The organism is Pseudomonas sp. Pseusp11, assembly GCF_047304405.1.
Taxonomy (GTDB): Bacteria; Pseudomonadota; Gammaproteobacteria; order Pseudomonadales; family Pseudomonadaceae; genus Aquipseudomonas.
This window is the reverse complement of record NZ_JBGLZF010000004.1, coordinates 111,797-133,072: the sequence shown is the minus strand read 5'-3', so window position 1 is coordinate 133,072 and position 21,276 is coordinate 111,797. Positions and strand designations below refer to the sequence as shown.

At 60.4% G+C, this 21,276-nt stretch carries 19 protein-coding genes; 5 read left to right on the top strand and 14 right to left on the bottom strand.

Translation table 11 applies throughout. From position 1 onward, the window contains the following. Positions 1-84: 84 nt before the first annotated feature. Complete coding sequence (locus tag ACCC96_RS04680) at positions 85-1,032, top strand: S66 peptidase family protein (RefSeq protein WP_018925758.1); 948 nt, start codon at positions 85-87, stop codon at positions 1,030-1,032. An 84-nt stretch (positions 1,033-1,116) separates the two neighbouring features. Here ACCC96_RS04680 and ACCC96_RS04675 read toward each other — a convergent pair whose 3' ends face one another. The 5 genes from ACCC96_RS04675 to leuS form a co-directional block, all read right to left on the bottom strand. Beyond that, positions 1,117-2,439, bottom strand: a complete 1,323-nt coding sequence (locus tag ACCC96_RS04675) for a lytic murein transglycosylase (RefSeq protein WP_258671243.1) — start codon at positions 2,437-2,439, stop codon at positions 1,117-1,119. Positions 2,440-2,501: 62 nt separating this feature from the next. Then, positions 2,502-2,666, bottom strand: coding sequence for an alternative ribosome rescue factor ArfA (gene arfA, locus ACCC96_RS04670; RefSeq protein WP_413695111.1), 165 nt, complete (start codon positions 2,664-2,666; stop codon positions 2,502-2,504). Between the two features lie 254 nt (positions 2,667-2,920). Continuing rightward, on the bottom strand, positions 2,921-3,958 hold the full coding sequence (gene holA, locus ACCC96_RS04665; RefSeq protein ID WP_019650891.1) for a DNA polymerase III subunit delta: 1,038 nt from the start codon (positions 3,956-3,958) through the stop codon (positions 2,921-2,923). A 39-nt stretch (positions 3,959-3,997) separates the two neighbouring features. Then, a complete protein-coding gene (gene lptE / locus ACCC96_RS04660) occupies positions 3,998-4,603 on the bottom strand; it encodes an LPS assembly lipoprotein LptE (RefSeq protein ID WP_019650892.1) in 606 nt (201 codons plus the stop codon). 90 nt (positions 4,604-4,693) lie between these two features. Next, the gene (gene leuS / locus ACCC96_RS04655) at positions 4,694-7,300 is read right to left on the bottom strand and encodes a leucine--tRNA ligase (RefSeq protein WP_413695110.1); all 2,607 of its coding nucleotides are present in this window, start codon (positions 7,298-7,300) and stop codon (positions 4,694-4,696) included. 280 nt (positions 7,301-7,580) lie between these two features. Between leuS and ACCC96_RS04650 the strand changes: the two genes are divergently transcribed. Both ACCC96_RS04650 and ACCC96_RS04645 read left to right on the top strand, forming a co-directional pair. Continuing rightward, positions 7,581-7,901 carry a hypothetical protein gene (locus ACCC96_RS04650; protein WP_019650894.1) on the top strand — a complete coding sequence of 107 codons (321 nt, stop codon included), beginning with the start codon at positions 7,581-7,583 and terminating at the stop codon, positions 7,899-7,901. 106 nt (positions 7,902-8,007) lie between these two features. Further along, positions 8,008-8,787: a YdcF family protein gene (locus ACCC96_RS04645; protein ID WP_413695109.1), complete on the top strand. Its 780-nt coding sequence runs from the start codon at positions 8,008-8,010 to the stop codon at positions 8,785-8,787. Between the two features lie 38 nt (positions 8,788-8,825). Here the strand turns inward: ACCC96_RS04645 and lnt are convergent, their stop codons facing one another. The 5 genes from lnt to miaB all read right to left on the bottom strand — a co-directional run bounded on the left by lnt (position 8,826) and on the right by miaB (position 14,277). Next, positions 8,826-10,349, bottom strand: coding sequence for an apolipoprotein N-acyltransferase (gene lnt / locus ACCC96_RS04640; RefSeq protein WP_413695108.1), 1,524 nt, complete (start codon positions 10,347-10,349; stop codon positions 8,826-8,828). Positions 10,350-10,364: 15 nt separating this feature from the next. Further along, a complete protein-coding gene (locus tag ACCC96_RS04635) occupies positions 10,365-11,204 on the bottom strand; it encodes an HlyC/CorC family transporter (protein WP_007909641.1) in 840 nt (279 codons plus the stop codon). Positions 11,205-11,209: 5 nt separating this feature from the next. Then, complete coding sequence (gene ybeY, locus ACCC96_RS04630) at positions 11,210-11,704, bottom strand: rRNA maturation RNase YbeY (RefSeq protein ID WP_007937400.1); 495 nt, start codon at positions 11,702-11,704, stop codon at positions 11,210-11,212. Next, positions 11,697-12,701 (bottom strand): PhoH family protein, encoded by a 1,005-nt coding sequence (locus ACCC96_RS04625; protein ID WP_019650896.1) that lies wholly within the window; start codon positions 12,699-12,701, stop codon positions 11,697-11,699. Before ACCC96_RS04625 ends, ybeY begins: the two co-directional genes overlap by 8 nt. Before the next feature lie 247 nt (positions 12,702-12,948). Further along, on the bottom strand, positions 12,949-14,277 hold the full coding sequence (miaB, locus tag ACCC96_RS04620) for a tRNA (N6-isopentenyl adenosine(37)-C2)-methylthiotransferase MiaB (protein WP_018925767.1): 1,329 nt from the start codon (positions 14,275-14,277) through the stop codon (positions 12,949-12,951). Positions 14,278-14,411: 134 nt separating this feature from the next. Between miaB and ACCC96_RS04615 the strand changes: the two genes are divergently transcribed. After that, positions 14,412-14,741, top strand: coding sequence for a DUF1820 family protein (locus tag ACCC96_RS04615; protein WP_003185742.1), 330 nt, complete (start codon positions 14,412-14,414; stop codon positions 14,739-14,741). 181 nt (positions 14,742-14,922) lie between these two features. On the opposite strand, the gene ACCC96_RS04610 is transcribed toward ACCC96_RS04615, so the two are convergent. The 4 genes from ACCC96_RS04610 to ACCC96_RS04595 all read right to left on the bottom strand — a co-directional run bounded on the left by ACCC96_RS04610 (position 14,923) and on the right by ACCC96_RS04595 (position 18,455). Beyond that, entirely contained in the window at positions 14,923-15,477 is a 555-nt protein-coding gene (locus ACCC96_RS04610; RefSeq protein ID WP_258671239.1) for a tetratricopeptide repeat protein, read from the bottom strand. 224 nt (positions 15,478-15,701) lie between these two features. Then, entirely contained in the window at positions 15,702-16,985 is a 1,284-nt protein-coding gene (gene hemL, locus ACCC96_RS04605; protein WP_258671238.1) for a glutamate-1-semialdehyde 2,1-aminomutase, read from the bottom strand. Positions 16,986-17,001: 16 nt separating this feature from the next. Further along, positions 17,002-17,625 carry a thiamine phosphate synthase gene (gene thiE, locus ACCC96_RS04600; RefSeq protein ID WP_018925770.1) on the bottom strand — a complete coding sequence of 208 codons (624 nt, stop codon included), beginning with the start codon at positions 17,623-17,625 and terminating at the stop codon, positions 17,002-17,004. 32 nt (positions 17,626-17,657) lie between these two features. After that, entirely contained in the window at positions 17,658-18,455 is a 798-nt protein-coding gene (locus ACCC96_RS04595) for a hydroxymethylpyrimidine/phosphomethylpyrimidine kinase (protein ID WP_019581334.1), read from the bottom strand. Between the two features lie 427 nt (positions 18,456-18,882). Here ACCC96_RS04595 and ACCC96_RS04590 point away from each other — a divergent pair, with 427 nt between their 5' ends. After that, entirely contained in the window at positions 18,883-21,264 is a 2,382-nt protein-coding gene (locus tag ACCC96_RS04590) for a hybrid sensor histidine kinase/response regulator (protein ID WP_413695107.1), read from the top strand. The last annotated feature ends 12 nt before the right edge of the window (positions 21,265-21,276 follow it).

Genomic DNA, 21,276 nt, shown 5'->3' with positions numbered 1-21,276 from the left:
AAGCCGTGGTGCGACTGACCCTCTTTTGTTTATTCCCGTTCCTGACTACTGTGTGCTGAAGCATTCACACAGGGAGAATCATGGATGACTGCTCGACCGACCCACACCCTTTGTCCTCACGTCCCTGTTCCGGCTTTGCCGCCTGCAGGGCTGATCGGCGTCATTGCGCCTGCCGGCCCCGCTGCTCTGGACACCGATAAAGCGATTGCCTGGATGCGTGCTCGCGGCTATTCGCTGCGAGTGTTCCCCGGCGTTTACGAGAAAGACGGCTACCTGGCCGGCAGCGACGATGTGCGGCTCAATGACTTGCACGCGGCATTTACCGACAGCGAGGTCGACGCCATCATCTGTTTGCGTGGCGGTTACGGTACGCCACGTTTGCTCGATCGTATCGATTTCGAGTTACTGCGCAACAATGCCAAACCGTTCATCGGCTATAGCGATATTACTGCACTGCACCTGGCAATCAGCCGTTATGCGGGTTTCGTGACGTTTCACGGCCCGATGCTCAATGCTGACCTGCTGGGTGACAAGCAGAAACCCACCGAGTCCTCGTTTTTCAACATGTTGCGCGGGCAAGTGACGGCGGACAGCGTGCTGGCGCACCCGGTGGCCTATCCGTTGACGACCGTCTCGCCAGGCATCGCTCACGGGCGTTTGCTGGGGGGCAATCTGTCGATGATCGCCGCGACCATGGGCACGCCTTACGAGATCGACGCCGAGGGTGCCATCCTGTTCATCGAAGACATCAACGAGCCGCTTTATCGCATTGATCGGCTGTTGACCCACTTGCGTCTGGCCGGCACGCTGCACAAGTTGCGCGGGGTTCTGGTGGGGGATGTGGCGGGTGTGGACACAATCGCGCTGGAGGGCTTGCTCAAGCAGACCTTCGCGTCGTTGCGCATACCCGTGCTGGCGGGGTGGCGCAGCGGGCATTGCGATCCGAACCTGACGTTGCCGATGGGGGCACTGGTCAGGCTGGATGCGGGGAGCAAGACGTTGGTGTTGGAGCAGGATGTGGTGATCAAGTAACAACACATCGCAAAAAAAATATCGCAGCCTTCGGCAGCGCCCAACGGGCGCGTAGGAGCTGCCGAAGGCTGCGATCTTTTGCTCTTAACGGTTACGCAAACCTTCGAGCAACTTGTGCGTCGGATACCCATCCGCCGGCCAGCCAAACGACTGCTGCGCGCTGCGGATTGCTTTACGGGTATTGGCGCCGATGATGCCGTCGGGGGTGCCGGCGTCATAGTTCCGGGCGCTCAGCAGGGTTTGCAGCTCGATTCGCTCGGTACGGCTCAGCGGCAAGTCATCTTTTGGCCATAGACCGTTGATCAGGCCACCGCCATTGAAACGCTCAGACAACAGGCTCACGCCCAAGGCGTAGGACGAAGAGTTGTTGTACTTGAGGATTGCGCGGAAGTTATCGAAGATCAGGAATGCCGGGCCGCGATAGCCTGCCGGCAGGAGCAGGGCGGCCGACAGGTGTTCGGAACCGGCCGGAACCTGGACACCATTGGGCAGGGTGATCCCCAGTTGCTGCCACTCGGCGACGCTTTTGCGAATCGCGCCATCGGCCAGGACGTAATTGAAGCTGCTCGGCAGTTGGACTTCGAAGCCCCACGGCTGGCCTTTCTGCCAGCCAGAGCTCTGCAGGTAATGCGCAGTCGAGGCCAGTGCATCAGCGGCGCTGTTCCAGATGTCACGCCGGCCATCGCCGTCGAAGTCTACGGCGTGGGTGTTGTAGGTGGTCGGGATGAACTGGGTCTGGCCCATGGCGCCTGCCCAGGAGCCGAGCATTTTCTCCGGTTCAATATCGCCCTGTTGCAGGATTTGCAGGGCAGCGATCAGCTGCGCATGAGCAAAGCCTGGGCGTCGACCTTCATAGGCCAGGGTTGCCAGGGAGTTGATCACTGACTTGTTGCCCTGGAACTGACCGAAGTTACTCTCCATGCCCCACACCGCGACCAGTGCCTGACGGTCGACGCCATAGCGCTGTTCGATGCTTTGCAGGATATCGGCGTACTGGCTGACCAGTGCCTGACCTTTGCGCACCCGCAGCGGCGACAGCGCGCCATCGAGGTATTCCCACACCGGACGAGTAAACTCCGGCTGGCTGCGGTCGGCACGGATCACGCTGGCGTCCAGGCTGACATTGGCAAAGGCACGGTCGAACAGGTCGGCGCGAATGCCGGCGGCGAGGGCGTCTTTGCGAAAACCCGCCTGCCATTCGGCAAAGGTCTGGGTGGGTTGGATGTCGAGATTCTCACCGGTCGGAACCACCGGCGGAATGACCGCAGGGGCCGTGGCAACGGCTTGGGTCTGAAGCGGCTGGGCGTCGGCGGCGGTGGGTTTTTCCGCGCAGGCGACAAGCAGAACGAGGCTGGAGGCAGCTATCAATTGGCGAAGGTGCCAACGACGGGAAAGACAAAGGGGCATGCACAGGTCCAGAGGATACGAATCAGGTGCAGACCTTAACATGTTGAGCGATGGCTTGCCTTTCAGGCTGCCAGAAAGTAAGAAACCTCCCAGCTATTAGACTGGAAGGCTTCGCGGCGGTAGCTGCCTTTGCCCTTGCCGGCTCGTTCCTGACGGCTGCGGAACAGTGGTTGGGCGATGATGGATTTGGCCTTGTTGGGGCCATGCCTGGATGGCTTTTTACTCATGATGATTTCTCGCAAGTGAGTGGATTTTGCGGGACAAATCATCGGCCGAAGTTGGGGTTCTGTCTAGTCCCCAGGATGTGTAGGAAATGATGACCTGTGGTGAGGGAGCTTGCTCCCTTTCGGCTGCGGAGCAGTCGTAAACCCGCTGAACATGGATTACCTGAAGCGTCGCGGTGTCTGGTTTTGGGGTCGCTTCGCAACCCAGCGGGAGCAAGCTCCCTCGCCACAGAGGATGGTGCAGGCTGAAAAACAGGTTATTCGGCAGGCAACGACAATCTCTGCCCAGCCATCAACAACGTCAACCGGCTCAAACTCATCCACGGTGAACCCGCCGCCTGGCCTTTGATCTGCGCGTCGATGCGCTGTGCTTCGAGCAGCAACTGCGCCCAGCGTTGCGCCGAGTAGCGTTGCAGTGCCTTGCTCATCAGCGGTTTGCGCTTGTCCCAGATTGGCGGTCGGGCCTGGCTGAAGGCTTTGTCCAGCGGCACGCCCTGGCTGTATTGCAGCGACAGGTTGGCCAGCAGGCGCAGTTCACGGGCCAGCGCCCAGAGAATCACCGGCGGTTCGACGCCTTCGCCGCGCAGCCCTTCGAGCATGCGCAGGGCATGAGCGGCTTCGCCGTTGAGGATCGCGTCGGTCAAGCCGAAGACGTCGAAGCGTGCGCTGTCGGCCACCGCCGCTTGCACGGTTTCGACGGTGATCTGGCCACCTTCGGCCATCAGCTTGAGCTTTTCGATTTCCTGGGCGGCAGCCAGCAAGTTGCCTTCGACCCGAGCAGCGATCAGTTCGACGGCGTCCTGGCTGGCGGAAAGCCCGGCCTGGGACAGTCGTTGACGAATCCAGCTGGGCAACTGGTTGGTGTCCACGGGCCAGATCTGCACGAACTGGGTCTGCGGACCTTCGACCAGCGCCTTGCCCCACTTGGTTTTCTGCGCACTGCCATCAAGCTTGGGCAGGCTGATCAGCAGCAGCGTGTCTTCGGCCGGGCGCGAGCAGTATTCGATGAGCGCGGCGGCGCCTTTGTCACCAGGTTTGCCGGAGGGCAGGCGCAGTTCCAGAAGACGTTTTTCGGCAAACAGCGACATGCTTGCACCAGCCTGCAGCAGCGTACCCCAGTCGAAACTGGCGTCGGCGGCGAAGACCTGGCGTTCATCGAAACCTTGTTGGCGAGCAGCGGCGCGAATGGCGTCGGCGGCTTCCTGGCACAGCAGTGGGTCATCGCCACTGATGATGTAGACCGGCGCAAGAGCGCCTTGCAGGTGTTTGCCGAGTTGGGCGGGGGCGAGTTTCATAAGAAGAGGCGAACGGGGCGCCTGAGCGCCCCGTAAGTCTTACTGCTGCGGCAGTTCGACAGGCGACTGACGCGGAGTCTCCGCTTCAGCCTTCTGTGCCGCTTCCAGCGCGGCGGCTTCAGCCTTGGCCCGGGCGTCGGCGGTCTGTTGCAGCTGTTCCAACTGAGTCGGAGTCAGCTGTTGCAGACGCAGCATCATGCGTTGAATCAGTTCACGACGAATCTCGCGGCGGGCATCGTTGGCTTCCTGGTCGGAACCTACCAGGTTGTTGCCGTCGTGGATGAACACCTTCTGCACTTCAAGCTTGTCACTCAGCAGAGGCAGGTCACCCTGACCACGGATGTCGTAATTGAGCACGCTGTTCACCTGGTACTCGCCAGTACGGCCGGCACCGGCATAGCTGAGGATGCGTTGATTTTCCTGCTCATCGGTCAGCACCAGTTTGTAAGGTGCGCCGCTGTAGACCCTGACGCCGCTGCTTTCCAGCATCTGGCGCATTTGCGTCACGGTTTCGCCATAGGCGTTACGGGCGCTCAGATCGAGTTCCTTGATCGCCAGTTCGGTGGTGCCGGTGCCACGCAGGTGGAAACCGCAGGCGCTCAGCAGGACTGCAAGGCCCATCACCAGCAAATTGCGTTTGATCATCTTGTTGCTCCCCTTGAAACCATGTGGGCCGGTCAACCGGCCCGAAAGGTTTTACTCGGCGCCAGGCTCACCTGGCGCCCGATCCAATTTTTAGCTGGCGACGATATTGACCAGTTTCCCGGGCACTACGATCACTTTGCGAATAGTCAGGCCATCGACGAAGCGCAGGACATTTTCGTTGGCCCGTGCGGCGGCTTCAACTTTTTCGCGGCTGGCGCTGGCTGGCATTTCGATGTGGCCGCGCAGCTTGCCATTCACTTGAATGACCAGTTGCAGGCTGTCCTGTACCAGGGCGCTTTCGTCCAGCACCGGCCAACCGGCGTCGATCACCGGGTCAGCGTGGCCCAGGCGATGCCACAGCTCGTGGCTGATGTGCGGGGTGATCGGGGCCAGCAGCAGAGTCACGGTTTCCAGACCTTCGTGAATCAGCGCGCGATCCTGCTCGGTGCCTTGCGGGGCTTTTTCCAGCACGTTCATCAGCGTCATCACTTGGGCGATGGCAGTGTTGAATTTGTGGTTCTGGCCGACGTCGTGGCTGGCCTGCTTGATGGCCTGGTGGATCGAACGGCGAATGGCTTTCTGCTCGTCGTTCAGGCTGGCGACATCCAGTTTGCCCGGCAGGCCCTGAGTGACGTGCGCTTGAGCCAGGCGCCAGACGCGCTTGAGGAAGCGGTGCGAACCTTCTACTCCGGAGTCGGACCATTCCGCGCTCATGTCAGGTGGCGAGGCGAACATCATGAACAGGCGGCAGGTGTCTGCGCCGAACTGGTCAATCATCGACTGTGGGTCGACGCCGTTGTTCTTCGACTTGGCCATCTTCTCGGTGCCGCCGATTTCCACCGGCAGACCGTCGGCGATCAGCTTGGCGCTAATGACCTTGGCCTTGCTGTCGCGTTCGAGTTCGACGTCCGCCGGGTTGAACCAGGTGTAGGCACCATTGGCTTCGCGACGGTAGTAAGTCTCGGCGATCACCATGCCCTGGGTCAGCAGGTTCTTGAACGGCTCGTTGGAGCTCACCAGGCCTTCATCGCGCATCAGCTTGTGGAAGAAGCGCGCATAGAGCAGGTGAAGAATCGCGTGTTCGATACCGCCGATGTACTGATCCACCGGCAACCAGTGGTCGGCCGCCGATTTTTCTACCAGGCCACCTTCAAAGTGCGGCGAGGCGTAACGAGCGTAGTACCACGAGGACTCGACGAAGGTGTCCATGGTGTCAGTTTCACGCTTGGCCGGTGCGCCGCATTTCGGGCAAGCGCACTCGTAGAACTCGGGCATGCGCGCCAATGGCGAACCAGCACCGTCCGGTACCACGTCTTCCGGCAGCACGACAGGCAGTTGATCTTCCGGGACCGGCACATCACCGCAGCTATTGCAGTGGATGATCGGGATCGGGCAGCCCCAGTAGCGTTGACGGCTGATGCCCCAGTCGCGCAGGCGGAACTGGGTGCGCGAGGCGCCGAGGTTTTTCTTGATCAGTGCGACTTCGATGGCGTCGAAAGCGCCTGCGAAGTCGAGGCCGTCGAACTCACCGGAGTTGATCAGCGTGCCGTACTCGCCGTAAGCGTCCTGCCACGGGGCCGGGTTGGTGTCACCGGAGCTGGTGCGCACCACCGACTTGATCGGCAGGTTGTACTTGGTGGCGAACTCGAAATCGCGCTCGTCGTGGGCCGGAACAGCCATGACCGCGCCATCGCCGTAGTGCATCAGCACGTAGTTGGCGACCCATACCGGGAGTTTCTCACCGGTCAGCGGGTGCTCGACGAACAGCGAGGTCGGCAGGCCTTTTTTCTCTTGAGTGGCGACGTCGGCTTCAGCAACGCTGCCGCCCTTGCATTCAGCGATGAACGCTTGCAGCTCAGGGTTGTTCTGCGCAGCCAGGGCAGCCAGATGGTGTTCGGCGGCCACGGCAACGTAGGTCGCGCCCATCAGGGTATCCGGACGGGTGGTGAAGACTTTCAGCGCGCCGGCTTCACCGATGGAAGCGACGTCGTACGGGAACTGTACTTCCATGCCGCGGGATTTGCCGATCCAGTTGCGCTGCATGGTCTTGACCTGTTCAGGCCAGCCAGTCAGTTCGTCGAGGCTCTCCAGCAGCTCATCCGCGTAAGCGGTGATCTTGAAGTAGTACATCGGGATTTCGCGCTTTTCGATCAGCGCGCCGGAACGCCAGCCGCGACCGTCGATCACTTGCTCGTTGGCCAGAACGGTCTGGTCGACCGGGTCCCAGTTCACGGTGCCGCTTTTCTTGTAAATCACGCCTTTTTCGAACAGGCGAGTGAACAGCCATTGTTCCCAGCGGTAGTAATCGGGCTTGCAGGTGGTCACTTCGCGCGACCAGTCCACCGCCAGGCCCAGGCTGCGCAGCTGGCTTTTCATGTAGGCGATGTTTTCGTAGGTCCACTTGGCGGGCGCTACGTTGTTCTTCATCGCGGCGTTTTCCGCCGGCATGCCGAAGGCGTCCCAACCCATGGGTTGCAGGACGTTCTTGCCTTGCATGCGCTGATAGCGGGAGATCACGTCGCCGATGGTGTAGTTGCGCACGTGCCCCATGTGTAGCTTGCCGCTGGGGTAAGGGAACATCGACAGGCAGTAGAAAGTCTCCTTGCCTGGCTGTTCACTGACTTCAAAGGACTTTTGCTCGTCCCAGAACGACTGGGCGGCGGCTTCGATTTCACGGGGCTGATATTGTTCGTGCATGGCTACTTTTGAACTGAATAGGGGTGGCCTAATCCTCTTCAATGCAACGCTGGACGGTGATCACGCCAAATCGGCGTTTCGCTGCCCAGGCGAGCTGGAAGTGGAGTTACAGGAAGCGCCGTAGCATACATGACGGCACTCTACCGAGGGAAACCCTGATTACACGCAAGGGCGCGGCCAATTCCCGCCCCAAGGGCCGTTGGTCGCGGCGCTCAGCCGGTTTTTTCAGCGAAGCTAAGCTCTAAAAGGGGAGTGAGTCTTATCTTCAATGAGGTGATGGATGGTTGATTCACAGCAAAAAGCTACAAAACCGGAGTTGTACGAAAGACTGATCGACCGTCTCGCAATGGCCCTGGACGCGGCCAAAACCGCTGGACGGCTTCGCGACGAGCGTCCCCTGGAGCTGGAACTGCGTGGTTTGACCCCCGCAGAGTTTGAACTGGTCAAGGCCTATCTGGACCGCAGTGAACGTGAAACGCACGGATGCTTGTCAGCAGCAATGAAGCAACTCGAGGCACCACGTACGGCCAAGATCCTCTGGCTCAAGGATAAGACACCCGGCGGAGGCGCGGTAAAGGTCCGGTCTCTGCAGTTCAAGTAAGGACACTTGAAACCATCGCATATGGTTTTTTGAAATAAAGTCCTTCCGCATTTGTTGTCGCATTGCGTTAACCCACTTAGGCTTCGGGCATCTATGGAGATGCCCGATGCCTTTTCGTTATTTCATTAAACAACTTCTATTGCCGCCCGGCGTTCTTTTGCTGTTACTGGTACTCGCCTGGTGGTGGCGCCGCTCAAGGCCGAGGCTGGCGGGGGCGTGCTTCGTTATGGGTGTGGGCGGCTTCTGGTTGATGAGCCTGCCAGTCATGGTGGAGTGGACTGCCAGAGTTCTGGAGCGCGAGCCGCCGCTCGTACGCGAGGAATGGGCCACCCTGGGCCAGCGCGCCGACGCGATCGTGGTGCTGGGTTCCGGGCGTGAGCGTGGCGACCTGGCCTGGGGCGTCGACCAGCCCACCGGCGTAGGTCTTGGGCGCGAGCGTTATGCCGCACGTCTGGCCAAGGCTTCCGGCTTGCCGATTCTGACCAGTGGCGGCCTGCATTACGGGACACCGCCGACTGAAGCGCAGCTGATGGCGGATTCGTTGCTCGATGATTTTGGCGTGACCGTACGCTGGCAGGAAGGGCGCAGCCGCACAACCTGGGAAAACGCGCAGTTCAGCGCCCAGGTATTGTTGCCGCAGGGGATCAAACGGGTGGTGGTCGTGACTCAGGCGTGGCATATGCCGCGGGCGGTCTGGAGCTTTGAGCAGGCCGGATTTGAGGTGGTGCCGGCGCCGGTGGGGTTTTTAGGCGTGGACAATTCGCGGCCACTGGGTGGCTGGATGCCGGAATTCAAATCGATCTGGCAATCGGGGCAGTTGATGAATGAGCTCGTGGGGCAGGTCGGGTATTGGATGTTCTATCGAGGCGAGCCTGTTGAGGAGTGATCATTCCCACGCCAGTGCATGGGAATGATCCTGCCGGGTTAAACGGTCTTCGCCATCCGGTTGGCCATCAACGCCCAGCCAAACAACAGCACGCAAATGATGATCAGCGGCCACGAACGCCATTGCAGATACGGCGTCAGGTTATGCATTGGCACCACTTCGCCGTACAGAATACCGCGTTCGAACTGCGGGATCCGGGCAGTGATCTGACCAAACGGGTTGATCAGGCCGGTCACGCCGTTGTTGGTGGCGCGGATCATCCAGCGGCCGGCCTCAAGGGCGCGCATCTGCGCCATCTGCAAGTGTTGCAATGGGCCGATCGAGGTGCCGAACCAGGTGTCGTTGCTGATGGTCAGCAGCAAATCGCTGCGGGCGGCGAGGCCGGCGGCGAATTCCGGGTAGACCACTTCGTAGCAGATGTACGGCGCAATCTGATAGCCCTTGGCCTGTAGCAGCGGTTGATCGGCCGGTCCACGGGCAAAGTCGGACATCGGCAGGTCGAAGAACGCGATCAGGCCGCGCAAGACTTCCTGCAACGGAACGTATTCGCCGAATGGCACCAGTTTCTGCTTCAGGTAAGTGCCATCGCCTTCACCAACCACGGTAATGCCGTTGAAGTAGCGCTTCTCGTGACGGACTTCCTGGCGAATCGGCACGCCGGTAATCAGCGCGGATTTACGCTCTGCCGCGAAGCTGCCCATCATGTTCAGGTAGCCCTCGGCAGACTCCTTGAGCACCGGGACCGCTGTTTCCGGCCAGATCAGCAGGTCGACGGGTTTGGAGCTGAAACTCATGTCGCGGTACAGCGCCAACTGCGCGTTGATCTGCGACGGGTCCCATTTCATGCTTTGTTCGATGTTGCCCTGAATCGCCGCAACGCTCAGTGACGGGCCCGAAGGGCTGGTCCAGGCGTGTTCCTTGAGCGCCATGCCGATCACCCACGGGCCGGCCAGCAGCAACACGCCAGCGACAATAAAGCCCTTGCGAGCGGTGCGAATCAGGCGCGGTGCGTTGTAGATCAGCGCAGCGGTCAGGGCCAGCGCGAAGGAAATCAGCCACATTCCGCCGACCGGTGCGAGCCCGGCCAATGGGCCGTCGAGCTGGCTGTAACCGGAATAGAGCCATGGGAAACCGGTGAGGAACCAGCCGCGAAAGGCTTCCTGGCCCACCCACAACGCTGCAAACGCCAGGGCATCGGCCAGCGGCGCTTCGTTACGGCGCAGCCAGCGCGCCCAAATCCAGGCGGGCAGGGCGAAGAACCAGGCAATCGCTGCGGTGAAGAGCAGCATCAAGAACCCGGCCAGCAGTACAGATGCGCCGCCGAAGTTGTGAATGCTGTAGTAGATCCAGCTGGTTCCGCCGGCAAACAGGCCGAAACCGAAACACCAGCCACGGCCCAAGGCCTGACGGGGGCTCAGTTCGCGCAAACCGGCGTAAAAGAAACCGACCGCCAGCAATGCCAGCGGCCAGATATCGAATGGCGCCAAGGCCAGGGTGGTGAGTGCACCGGCCGCCACGGCCAGCAGGTTACCGGGCCAGCCGGGGCGGGTCATCCAGCGCATTTCTTTCCTTAATTTTTACCGGGCGATTGGTGTCAAGCGCAGCAAATGAATCCGACGGCTGTCGGCGTTCAGGATGCGAAAGCGATAGGCGCCGATTTCGGTGATTTCGTTGCGTTTTGGCAAGTGCCCGAACGCGCTCATCACCAGACCGCCGACGGTGTCGAATTCGTCGTCGGAGAATTCACTGTCGAAGAACTCATTGAAGTTCTCGATCGGCGTCAGGGCCTTGATCAGGAAGTCACCGCTGGGCAGCGGCTTGATGTAGCTGTCTTCTTCGACGTCATGCTCGTCTTCGATGTCGCCGACGATCTGTTCGAGCACGTCTTCGATGGTCACCAGACCGGCCACGCCGCCGTATTCGTCAATGACGATGGCCATGTGGTTATGGTTGGCGCGGAATTCGCGCAGCAGCACATTCAGGCGCTTGGACTCGGGAACGAAGGTGGCCGGGCGCAGCAGGTCCTTGATGTTGAAGCTGTCGCCGTTCTCCTTGAGGATCAACGGCAGCAAGTCCTTGGCCAGCAACACGCCCATCACGTCATCATGGCTTTCGCCGATCACCGGGTAGCGGGAGTGGGCCGAATCGACCACGGCAGGCAGGAACTCGCGAGGTGTCTGGGTCGCCTTGATGCTGATCATCTGCGAGCGCGGGACCATGATGTCCCGTACTTGCAGGTCTGCAACCTGGATGGCGCCTTCGACGATGGCCAGCGCTTCGCTGTCCAGCAACTTGTTTTGGTGTGCATCGCGCAGCAGCTCCAGCAGCTCCTGGCGGTTTTTCGGCTCGTGGGCAAAAGCCTGGGTGAGCTTACCCAGCCAAGACTTCTGCCCGTTGCTCGATCGATCTTCGCTCATAGCGATTACTCTGAATCCTTTGTTGTAACGATAGGGGATGTGTCTGTTTCGTCGTCCGCGTAAGGGTCCGGATGACCCAGTTCTGCAAGCAACGTTCGTTCCAGTGCTTCCATTTCTTCGGCTTCGTCGTCATCTATATGGTCGTAACCAAGCAGATGCAAGCAGCCGTGAATGACCAGATGCGCCCAATGGGCGTTGAGTGCCTTGCCTTGTTCGGCGGCTTCGCGCTCGACCACGGCCACGCAGATCACCAGATCTCCCAGTAACGGGATATCCAGCAACTCGTCCGGCACGTCGGCAGGGAATGACAGCACGTTGGTGGCGTAATCCTTCTGCCGCCAGGTGTGATTGAGTTCTCGGCCTTCTTCTTCGTCGACCAGACGAATGGTCAGCTCGGAGTCGGCGGTGCGCTGGCGCAGGGCCAGTTCGCACCATTGACGGAACTCGGCTTCACTCGGGGCAGGTGCGTCGCTCGCCAGTTGCAGATCAAGCTCAAGCATCGCGTGGGGTGTCCTTTGGCGCGGCATCGGCAGCGCGATTTTCGAAGCGCTCGTACGCCTCGACAATGCGTTGCACCAGCGGATGGCGCACCACGTCCTTGGGCTGGAAGTGGGTGAAGCTGATGCCCGGAACGTCCTTGAGCACTTCGATCACATGATGCAACCCGGACTTGGTGCCGCGTGGCAGGTCGACCTGGGTGATGTCACCGGTGATGACCGCCGTGGAGCCAAAGCCGATCCGGGTCAGGAACATCTTCATCTGTTCGACGGTGGTGTTCTGGCTTTCGTCGAGGATGATGAAGCTGTTGTTCAGCGTGCGGCCGCGCATGTAGGCCAGTGGCGCGACTTCAATGACCTGACGCTCGATTAGCTTGGCGACATATTCGAAACCGAGCATTTCGTAGAGCGCGTCGTAGAGCGGGCGCAGGTACGGGTCGATTTTTTGCGACAGGTCGCCGGGCAGGAAGCCGAGTTTTTCACCCGCTTCAACCGCCGGACGCACCAACAGAATGCGACGAATCTGCTCGCGTTCCAGTGCGTCTACCGCACAGGCAACAGCCAGATAGGTCTTGCCGGTACCGGCAGGGCCGATGCCGAAATTGATGTCGTTACCGAGGATTTCCTTCACGTAGCGCAGTTGATTCAAGCCGCGAGGGCGAATCATGCCTTTCTTGGTGCGCAAGGCGACGGACGGTTCGGCGGGGGAGTGGTTGTCCAGTTCCTCGACGGCTGATTCCTGCAGGAACAGGTGAACCATGTCCGGCGACAGCTCGGTACCCTTGGTTTCCCGGTACAAGCGACGCAGGAGGTTTTCCGCGGAGGTGGTGTGCTTGGGCTCGCCGATCAGTTCGAACTGGTTTCCGCGGTTGCGGATCTCGATGGTCAGGCGCTGTTCGATCAAGCGCAGATGCTCGTCGAATTGCCCGCACAGATTGGCGAAGCGGCGAGCTTCAAAAGGCTCGAGGATGAAGCGATGTGGTTCTATGGGTGCGTTCAAGGTCGTATTTAGCCGCCCTGGGGCAATATTGATGAAATAAAGGATAACGCCAGTCGCCTGGGTGCGAAAGCTCTTAAAGCAGTCTCACTGGATAACTGTGGCGAGGGAGCTTGCTCCCGCTGGAGTGCGAAGCGCTCCCAAATCATCCAGCCTCAATCTTTCAGGATGATCGAGGTGTCTGGTTTGCGGCTGCTTCGCAACCGAGCGGGAGCAAGCTCCCTCGCCACAAAGGCTCTCTGGCCTGCTGTTATTGGATCAACGAGCCCCGCAGCGAGTGCGGTTGCGCGGCGTCGATGTGCACATCGGCGAATTGGCCGATCAGGGTCGGATTGTCGCAGCGGAAGTTGACGATACGGTTATTCTCGGTGCGCCCCTGCAGTTCGCCGGGGTCTTTTTTCGAATAATCGGTGACCAGAATCCGCTGAATGGAGCCCACCATTTGTCGGCTGATCTCAAACCCTTGCTGGTTCAAGCGATGTTGCAGGGCATTCAGGCGTTCTTTTTTCAGTTCTTCCGGCGTTTCGTCGGCCAGGTCGGCGGCCGGGGTGCCCGGGCGTTGGCTGTAGACGAACGAGTAGGAGAAGTCGAAACCGACGTCTTCGATCAGCTTCATGGTCTGTTCGAAGTCTTTTTCGGTCTCGCCCGGGAAGCCGACGATAAAGTCCGAACTGATGCAGATACCCGGCACGGCGGCCCGCAGTTTGCGCAGTTTGGACTTGTACTCCAGCGCGGTGTGGTTGCGCTTCATCGCCGCGAGGATCCGGTCGGAGCCCGATTGCACCGGCAAGTGCAGGTGTTTCACCAGTTCCGGCACGTCGGCGTGGGCCTGGATCAGGCTGTCGGAGAACTCCAGCGGATGCGAAGTGGTGTAGCGAATCCGGTCGATGCCATCGACAGCGGCGACCACCCGGATCAATTCCGCCAGGTCGGCCAGGCGACCATCGTGAGTGGTCCCGCGATAGCCGTTAACGTTTTGCCCCAGCAGGGTCACTTCGCGCACGCCGTTTTCGGCCAGGTGGATGATCTCGGCAATCACGTCGTCGAACGGCCGGCTGACTTCTTCACCGCGGGTATAAGGCACCACGCAGAAGGTGCAGTACTTGCTGCAGCCTTCCATGACCGACACGTAAGCGCTCGGCCCATCGATGCGCGGTTCGGGCAAGTGGTCGAATTTTTCGATTTCCGGGAACGAGACGTCGACTTGCGGCAGTTTGGTAGCGCGCGCGGCGTCGATCATTTCCGGCAGGCGGTGCAGGGTCTGCGGGCCGAACACCACGTCGACATACGGAGCGCGATCACGGATGGCCGCGCCTTCCTGGCTGGCCACGCAACCGCCGACGGCGATGACCATTTCCGGATTGGCCAGTTTCAGTTCGCGCCAGCGGCCGAGCTGGGAATACACCCGGTCCTGGGCGCGTTCACGGATCGAGCAGGTATTGAGCAGGATCACGTCGGCGTCTTCAGCGCGGGCAGTGACTTCCAGGGCCTGATGTTCACCCAACAGATCGACCATGCGCGAGCTGTCGTACTCGTTCATCTGGCAACCGTGGGTTTCGATGTAAAGCTTCTTGGCCATGGAAAGATTCATCACGTGATTCAAAGAACCGCGCATTATAGGGAACATGTCCCAAGGTTCCTACCGCTGCGCGTCCGGTGGCTATGCTATAGTTCGCGCCCTCATTTTTATCCCCGATGTGTTACCCGCCCACCATGACCAAACGTGAAGCTCCAATCTACAAGGTGATTTTCCTCAATCAGGGCCAGGTGTTCGAAATGTACGCCAAGCAGATCTATCAAAGTGATCTGTGGGGCTTTCTGGAAGTGGAAGAGTTCGTCTTTGGCGAGCGCACACAAGTGGTCGTCGATCCGAGCGAGGAAAAGCTCAAGGCTCAGTTCGAAGGCGTTGTGCGCAGTTTTGTGCCGATGCATTCGATCGTGCGCATCGACGAGGTCGAACGCCTTGGCACGCCGAAAATCAGCGAAGCCCGCGGCGCGGTCGGTAATGTCATGCCGTTCCCGATGCCGATGCCTGAGAAGTAAGCAGCAGGTTTTTCTAAGGTGAAAATGGCTTTTTGTGGCGAGGGAGCTTGCTCCCGCTGGGGCGCGAAGCGGCCCCGAGATCTGCAATCACGATAAGTCTGGCACACCGCGTTCTTGGGTTTTACGACTGCTGCGCAGCCGAACGGGGGCAAGCTCCCTCGCCACAGGGGGCTCTGTCGATTCAGGGAAGTGGCGAAAACGGCGTACGCCCGTCGGCGCTCTGCAATTCCATCAGGTATTTACGGAAAATTTGCCCCAGCACCTGGGTAGCAACTTCCAGGTCTTCGCGGGGCATTTTTTCGGCGACTTCGTCGGCGGTGTCCAGCGCGTCTTCGGCGCCGTTGACCGCGGCCATTTTCAGCACGATATACGCCTGAATGTTATTGGCCGGTACACCTTCGCCATGGAAGAACATGGTGCCGAGTTTGAATTGCGCCTGGGCATGACCTTGCAGCGAGGCCTTTTCGAAGTAGCTCAGGGCTTTATTGAGGTCGCGCGGCGCGTTTTTGCCTTCGTAGTAGAACTCACCCAACTCGTATTGCGCTTGCGCATCCCCTTCATCCGACGCTTTCTGGCAGGCGGCGAGCGCTTGCGTCAGGTCTTGCGGCTGAGTATTGAGGGTGCAGCGACCCATCGCCGGGATCAACAACGAGTTGCCGCCTGCTTGTGCGAGCGCGAGCAGGGGCTGAAGGAGCAACAGGCAGCCCAATGCAAGGGTGCGGCCGGTGCGGTTCATGGGAATCGACTTACCTCTGAGGGGCGCGCGGACCCGTCGAGGGATCCAATAAGCGCGCATTATGAAATAAGCAGGGCCAACCTTACAAAGTCTTTACTCGTTTTTCTGCTGCGCGGGGACTATATCACCCACTTTGCGGGGGATTATTGGCAGCTGAGCAGGAAAAAGGCTGCGGATGTAGGTGAAAGCTGACGCTGGCAATCGCCAACGTCAGCGTCGCAGATTTACTTCAGTGCGGCGAAGGCACGTTCGGCGGCGTCCAGCGTCAGTTTCAACTCGGTTTCGCCGTGGGCGATCGAGGTGAAGCCGGCTTCGAAGGCGCTCGGCGCCAGGTACACGCCGCCCTCGAGCATCAGGTGGAAGAAGCGCCCGAACAGGTTCGCATCGCTGGCCATCACGTCATCGAAGGTGACGATATCGTCGGCGCCGCTGAAGTACAGACCGAACATGCCACCGGCCTGAGTGGTCACGAACGGAATGCCGGCGGCATCGGCGCGCTGTTGCAGGCCATCGAGCAGGCGGCTGGTGTAGTCGCTCAGCTCGGCGTGGAAACCCGGACGACTGATCAGACGAAGCGTGGTCAGGCCAGCCGCCATCGCCAGCGGGTTACCCGACAACGTACCGGCCTGGTAGACCGGGCCCAGTGGCGCGATGTGTTCCATGATTTTGCGTTTGCCGCCGAAGCAGCCCACGGGCATGCCACCACCGATGATCTTGCCGAAGGTGCTCAGGTCCGGTGTTACGCCGTAATAGGCTTGGGCACCGCCGAGGGCGACACGGAAACCGGTCATCACTTCGTCGAAGATCAGCACCACGCCGTGCTTGTCGCACAGGGTCCGCAGGCCTTCGAGGAAACCCGGTGCCGGCGGTACGCAGTTCATGTTGCCGGCCACCGGTTCGACGATGATGCACGCCACATCCTGACCGACTTCGGCGAGCATGGTTTCTACTGCGTCGATGTCGTTGAACGGCAGGGTCAGGGTGTGTTTGGCGAACGCTGCCGGCACACCGGCCGAGCTCGGTACGCCTTGGGTCAGGGCGCCGGAACCGGCCTTGACCAGCAGGCTGTCGGAGTGGCCGTGGTAGCAGCCTTCGAATTTGATGATGCTGTCGCGACCGGTGAAACCACGGGCCAGACGGATCGCACTCATGGTCGCTTCGGTGCCGGAGCTGACCATGCGCACCATTTCCATCGACGGCACGATCGAGCAGACCAGATCGGCCATCTCGGTTTCCATCGCGGTCGGGGCGCCATAGGACAATCCGTGCTCAAGCTGTTTACGCACCGCGTCCAGCACGTCCGGGTGGCTGTGGCCGAGAATCATCGGGCCCCAGGAACCGACGTAATCCACATAACGCTTGTCGTCTTCGTCGGTGACGTAGGCGCCTTCGGCGTGTTTGAAGAACAACGGCGTGCCGCCAACGCTCTTGAACGCACGAACCGGCGAGTTCACGCCTCCGGGGATGTGTTTCTGGGCATTGGCAAACAGGGTTTCGGAACGAGACATTATTTGGCTCTCAAAATCAGGATTTGAACAATTCGTTAAAGGCGCGGGCGCGACGCGTCACTTCAGCCGTGCTCTCGGCGCCGAACAGGCCATGCACCACCGCCAACAGATCGACCCCGTGGGCCACCAGCGGGGCGGCGTTGTCCAGGGTGATGCCGCCGATCGCACAGATCGGCAGGTGCAGTTTGCTGCGGGCCTGGTCAAGCAAGTCGAGGCTGCACGTCGGTGCGCCAGGCTTGGTGTTGGAATTGAAGAAGCGGCCGAAGGCGACGTAACTGGCGCCTTCCTTGGCGGCTTGTTCGGCGAGTTCGAGTTGCGCATGGCAGGTCGAGCCGATGATCGCCTGGCGCCCGAGCAGTGCTCGCACCGGCATCAGTGGGCCATCAGTCTGGCCCAGGTGCACGCCGACATTCAGGCGCGCGGCCAGTTCGGCGTCGTCATTGATGATCAGCTGGGTCTTGTAGCGATCGCACAGATCACGCAGGGCTTCGGCCTCGCGCAGGCGGCGGGCCTCGTCGCTGCTTTTGTCGCGGTATTGCAGCAGGGTGACGCCGCCTTCGAGCGCCGCCTCCACGTACGAAAGAAATTTACCGGCCAGTAGCTGGCTGTCGGTAATGGCGTACAGGCCACGTAGTTTCATCGGACAAGCCTCTGCGCTTTACGCATCGAAAGTTACGAACAGAAATCCAGCGGCAGGCGGCGGGGCACGAACTGGCCTTTGCCCAGCTGTTCCGCATCTCGCAGGGTGCGCCAAGTGTAGTCAAGCGCGCTCTGTACGGCACTGGCGAGGTGTTCACCCTGGGCCAGGCGACCGGCGAGGGCGCTGGCCAGCGTGCAACCGGAACCGTGATAACTGCCGGGCAGGCGCTGGCAGGTAAAGGTTTCGCGGCGACCGTCGCGGCTGTACAGGCGGTTGTGGATTTCGTGTTCGTCGCCATGGCCGCCGGTGATCAGCAGGTGTTTGACGAATGGCAGGAGTTTTTCCGCGCACTCGTCGGCGGTGCCTTCGGGCAGTTCGGCGAGGATGCGGGCTTCGGGAAGGTTAGGGGTGGCGATGATCGACAACGGCAGCAAGCGTTCGCGCATGGCGTAGCCGACTTCGTCCTTGCCCAGTCGTCCACCACCGCCGGCGCGCAGCACCGGGTCGCAGACCACTGGCAGATGCGGGTGCGCTGAAAGCAGTTCGACCACGGTGTCGACCATTTCCAGGGAACCGAGCATGCCCAGCTTGACGGCGGCGACTTCGGAGTCGTTGAGCACGGCATTGGCCTGGGCCAGTACCCACTCGCGATCGAGCACGCGGAAGTCAGTGACGTTGACCGTGTCTTGCACGGTCAGGGCGGTGACGGCCGGAGCCGCATGGCAACCCTGGGCGAGCAGGGCTTCGATATCTGCCTGCAAGCCGGCGCCACCACTAGGGTCGTGGCCGGAGAGACAGAGGACAACGGGGCGAGAGCTGTAGATATTCATGGTGCGCGAGCTTACCACCAAACATGTTTTTCGGGTGTTGCGACGTCCAGTCCGGCCGATACATTGTGGCGAGGGAGCTTGCTCCCGTTCGGCTGCGAAGCAGTCGTAAATCTGCCGACGCGGTGTTCCGGGCAGAAGGCAAAGGGGGCCGCTTCGCACCCCAACGGGGGCAAGCCCCCTCGCCACAGGGTTCATCACCCACCGGGACAATGTCGCGGCCTGATCAAGCCAACCGCTCTAACTCAATGCATGGCGCTGGAACGCCCGTTCTAGAGCCTTTGTAGGAAAAATTTCAATGGTGTTCAATGGCCACTAACGGCTATGCTAGAGTGGATCCAAACCAATAACAGGTAATACCGGTTTTACGTCTACTCAAAAGGAATGGGGGGCTTCCTGACAGAACCGGACAGGCCACGCTGGGGCTTAAATGCGCTATTTGTTGATGTTGCTGTTGTGCTTGCCCCTCCTGGCGAGCGCCGTCGAGTTCGACGAGTTCACCCAGAGCCTTCCCCTGGGCCGAACGATGCAGGTTTATGAAGACGCGGGCGGTCAAGCGACCATTGCCGATGTCCGTGCGCAAGCAGCGGCCGGGCACTTCAAACCCCACGATAAAGCCACCCTCAACGCCGGCTATTCGCGTTCGGCGTTCTGGCTGAAAATCGACCTGCAATACCGTCCGACCAATCCATCGGCGCAGCGGACCTGGCTGCTGGAACTGGCCTATCCGCCTCTCGATCACCTTGATTTGTACTTGCCCGATGCTGGCGGTGACTATCGATTGGCCCGACAGACGGGCGATGCGCTGCCGTTCGCCACTCGCGAAATTCGTCAGAACAACTATCTGTTCGGTCTGAGCTTTGCGCCCGGGCAGGCGCAAACCGTGTACCTGCGTCTGCAAAGCGAAGGCTCGATCCAGGCGCCCGTCACCTTGTGGTCGAGCACTGCTTACCTTGAAGAGCAGCCGGTGCGGCTTTATGTGCTGGGGCTGATTTACGGCGTGTTGCTGGGGATGCTGGTCTACAACCTGTTCATCTTCCTCAGTGTGCGCGATACCAGTTACCTCTATTACATCGTCTACATCGCCTCGTTCGGCTTGTATCAGCTGTCGGTGAACGGCGCGGCCGTGGAGTATTTCTGGCCGAACAATCCGTGGTGGGCCAATGCCGCGACGCCGTTTTTCATCGGCTGTTCGGGGTTGTTCGGCAGCCAGTTTGCCCGCAGCTTCCTGCGGACGGCCACCCACAGCCGCTGGCTGGACCGTGTGCTATTGGCGCTGATCGCGTTCAGCGGGCTGGTGGTCGGGTTGTCTTTGATGACCAGTTACGCCCTGGCCCTGCGTCTGGCGACGGCGTTGGCACTGGTCTTTACCGTGGTGATTTTCGCTGCCGGGATTTTCGCCTGGTGGCGTGGCTTGAGGGTGGCGCGCTACTTCATCATTGCCTGGTCGGCATTTTTGCTCGGAGGCGTCGTCAACACGATGATGGTGTTGGGGTATTTGCCCAACGTGTTCCTCACCATGTACGCCAGCCAGATCGGCTCGGCGATTGAAGTGGCGTTGCTGTCCCTGGCGCTGGCCGATCGCATCAACGCCATGCGCGAGCAGCAGGCACAGACGTTGTTCGACGCCGGCCAGAAACTCGAAGTGCTGAACCAGCAACTGGCTCACAGCAACAGGCTCAAGGACGAATTCCTCGCCACGCTGACCCACGAACTGCGCACGCCCATGAACGGTGTGATCGGTTCGCTGGAGCTGATGCAGACCGTCGAGATGAACCCAGAGCTGGAGCAGTATCAGCAAACGGCGGCAGGTTCGGCGCGGGACATGATGCGCATGGTCAACGGCATCCTCACCCTGACCGAATTGCAGGCCGGCAAGCTCAAGGTCTATCCGGACACGTTCAGCTTGCGCAGTATGGTCGAGTCTTTGCGCGGGCAGTTCGACGGCAATGCGTCGGGCAAGTCGCTGGACTTCAAGGTCGAGGTAACGCCCGGGTTGCCGGATCGTTTGTTCGGCGACAGCGGCAAGCTGGCGCAATGCCTGGAATGCTTGCTGGACAACGCAATCAAATTCACCCGAGTCGGTGGTCTGGCGCTGCGGGTGACGGGTAAACCGGCGGCGGAGCCCGGTCGTCTGGCGCTGTCTTTTGCGGTGATCGACACCGGCATCGGTTTTACCGATTTGGGGGAGGCGACGCTGTACCAGCGCTTCTTCCAGCTCGACGGCTCGATGACCCGCGAATATGGCGGCCTAGGCGTTGGCTTGGCGATTTGTCAGCAGTTGGTCGACTTGCTCGGCGGCCGCCTGAGCCATCGTTCGGAACTGGGCCGTGGAAGCCGCTTCCAGCTCGACGTCGAATTCGAGCTGTCGGTGGTGGATCCCGCCCCCTCGATCACCCGGCAAACCACCGGCCTGCGCTTGCCCCAGGAGTGCACGGTATTGCTGGTCGATGACAACAGCATCAATCAATTGGTGATGCGCGGCATGTTGCTCAAGCTTGGGTTCCGGGTACGCACCGCTGACAGTGGCCTTGCTGCGCTCGATCAATTGCAGTGTGAAGCCGTTGACGCGGTAGTGCTCGATTGCCAGTTGCCGCCAGTGGACAGCGCCTCCATCTTCCGCCGGATCCGTGCGTTGCCGGGTTGCGCCGAATTACCCGTGTTCATGATTGCCCTGAGTGCGGACCGAGTGCACTGCTCGAGTGACACCTTGGTCGACTACCTGAACAAACCGGTGAAATTCGAGGACTTGCAGGCCGCGCTCTATCGACGGGTGCTCTGTTCTGGACAAGGCGAAAGCGCCGACAGTTAGGCAGATATGCCA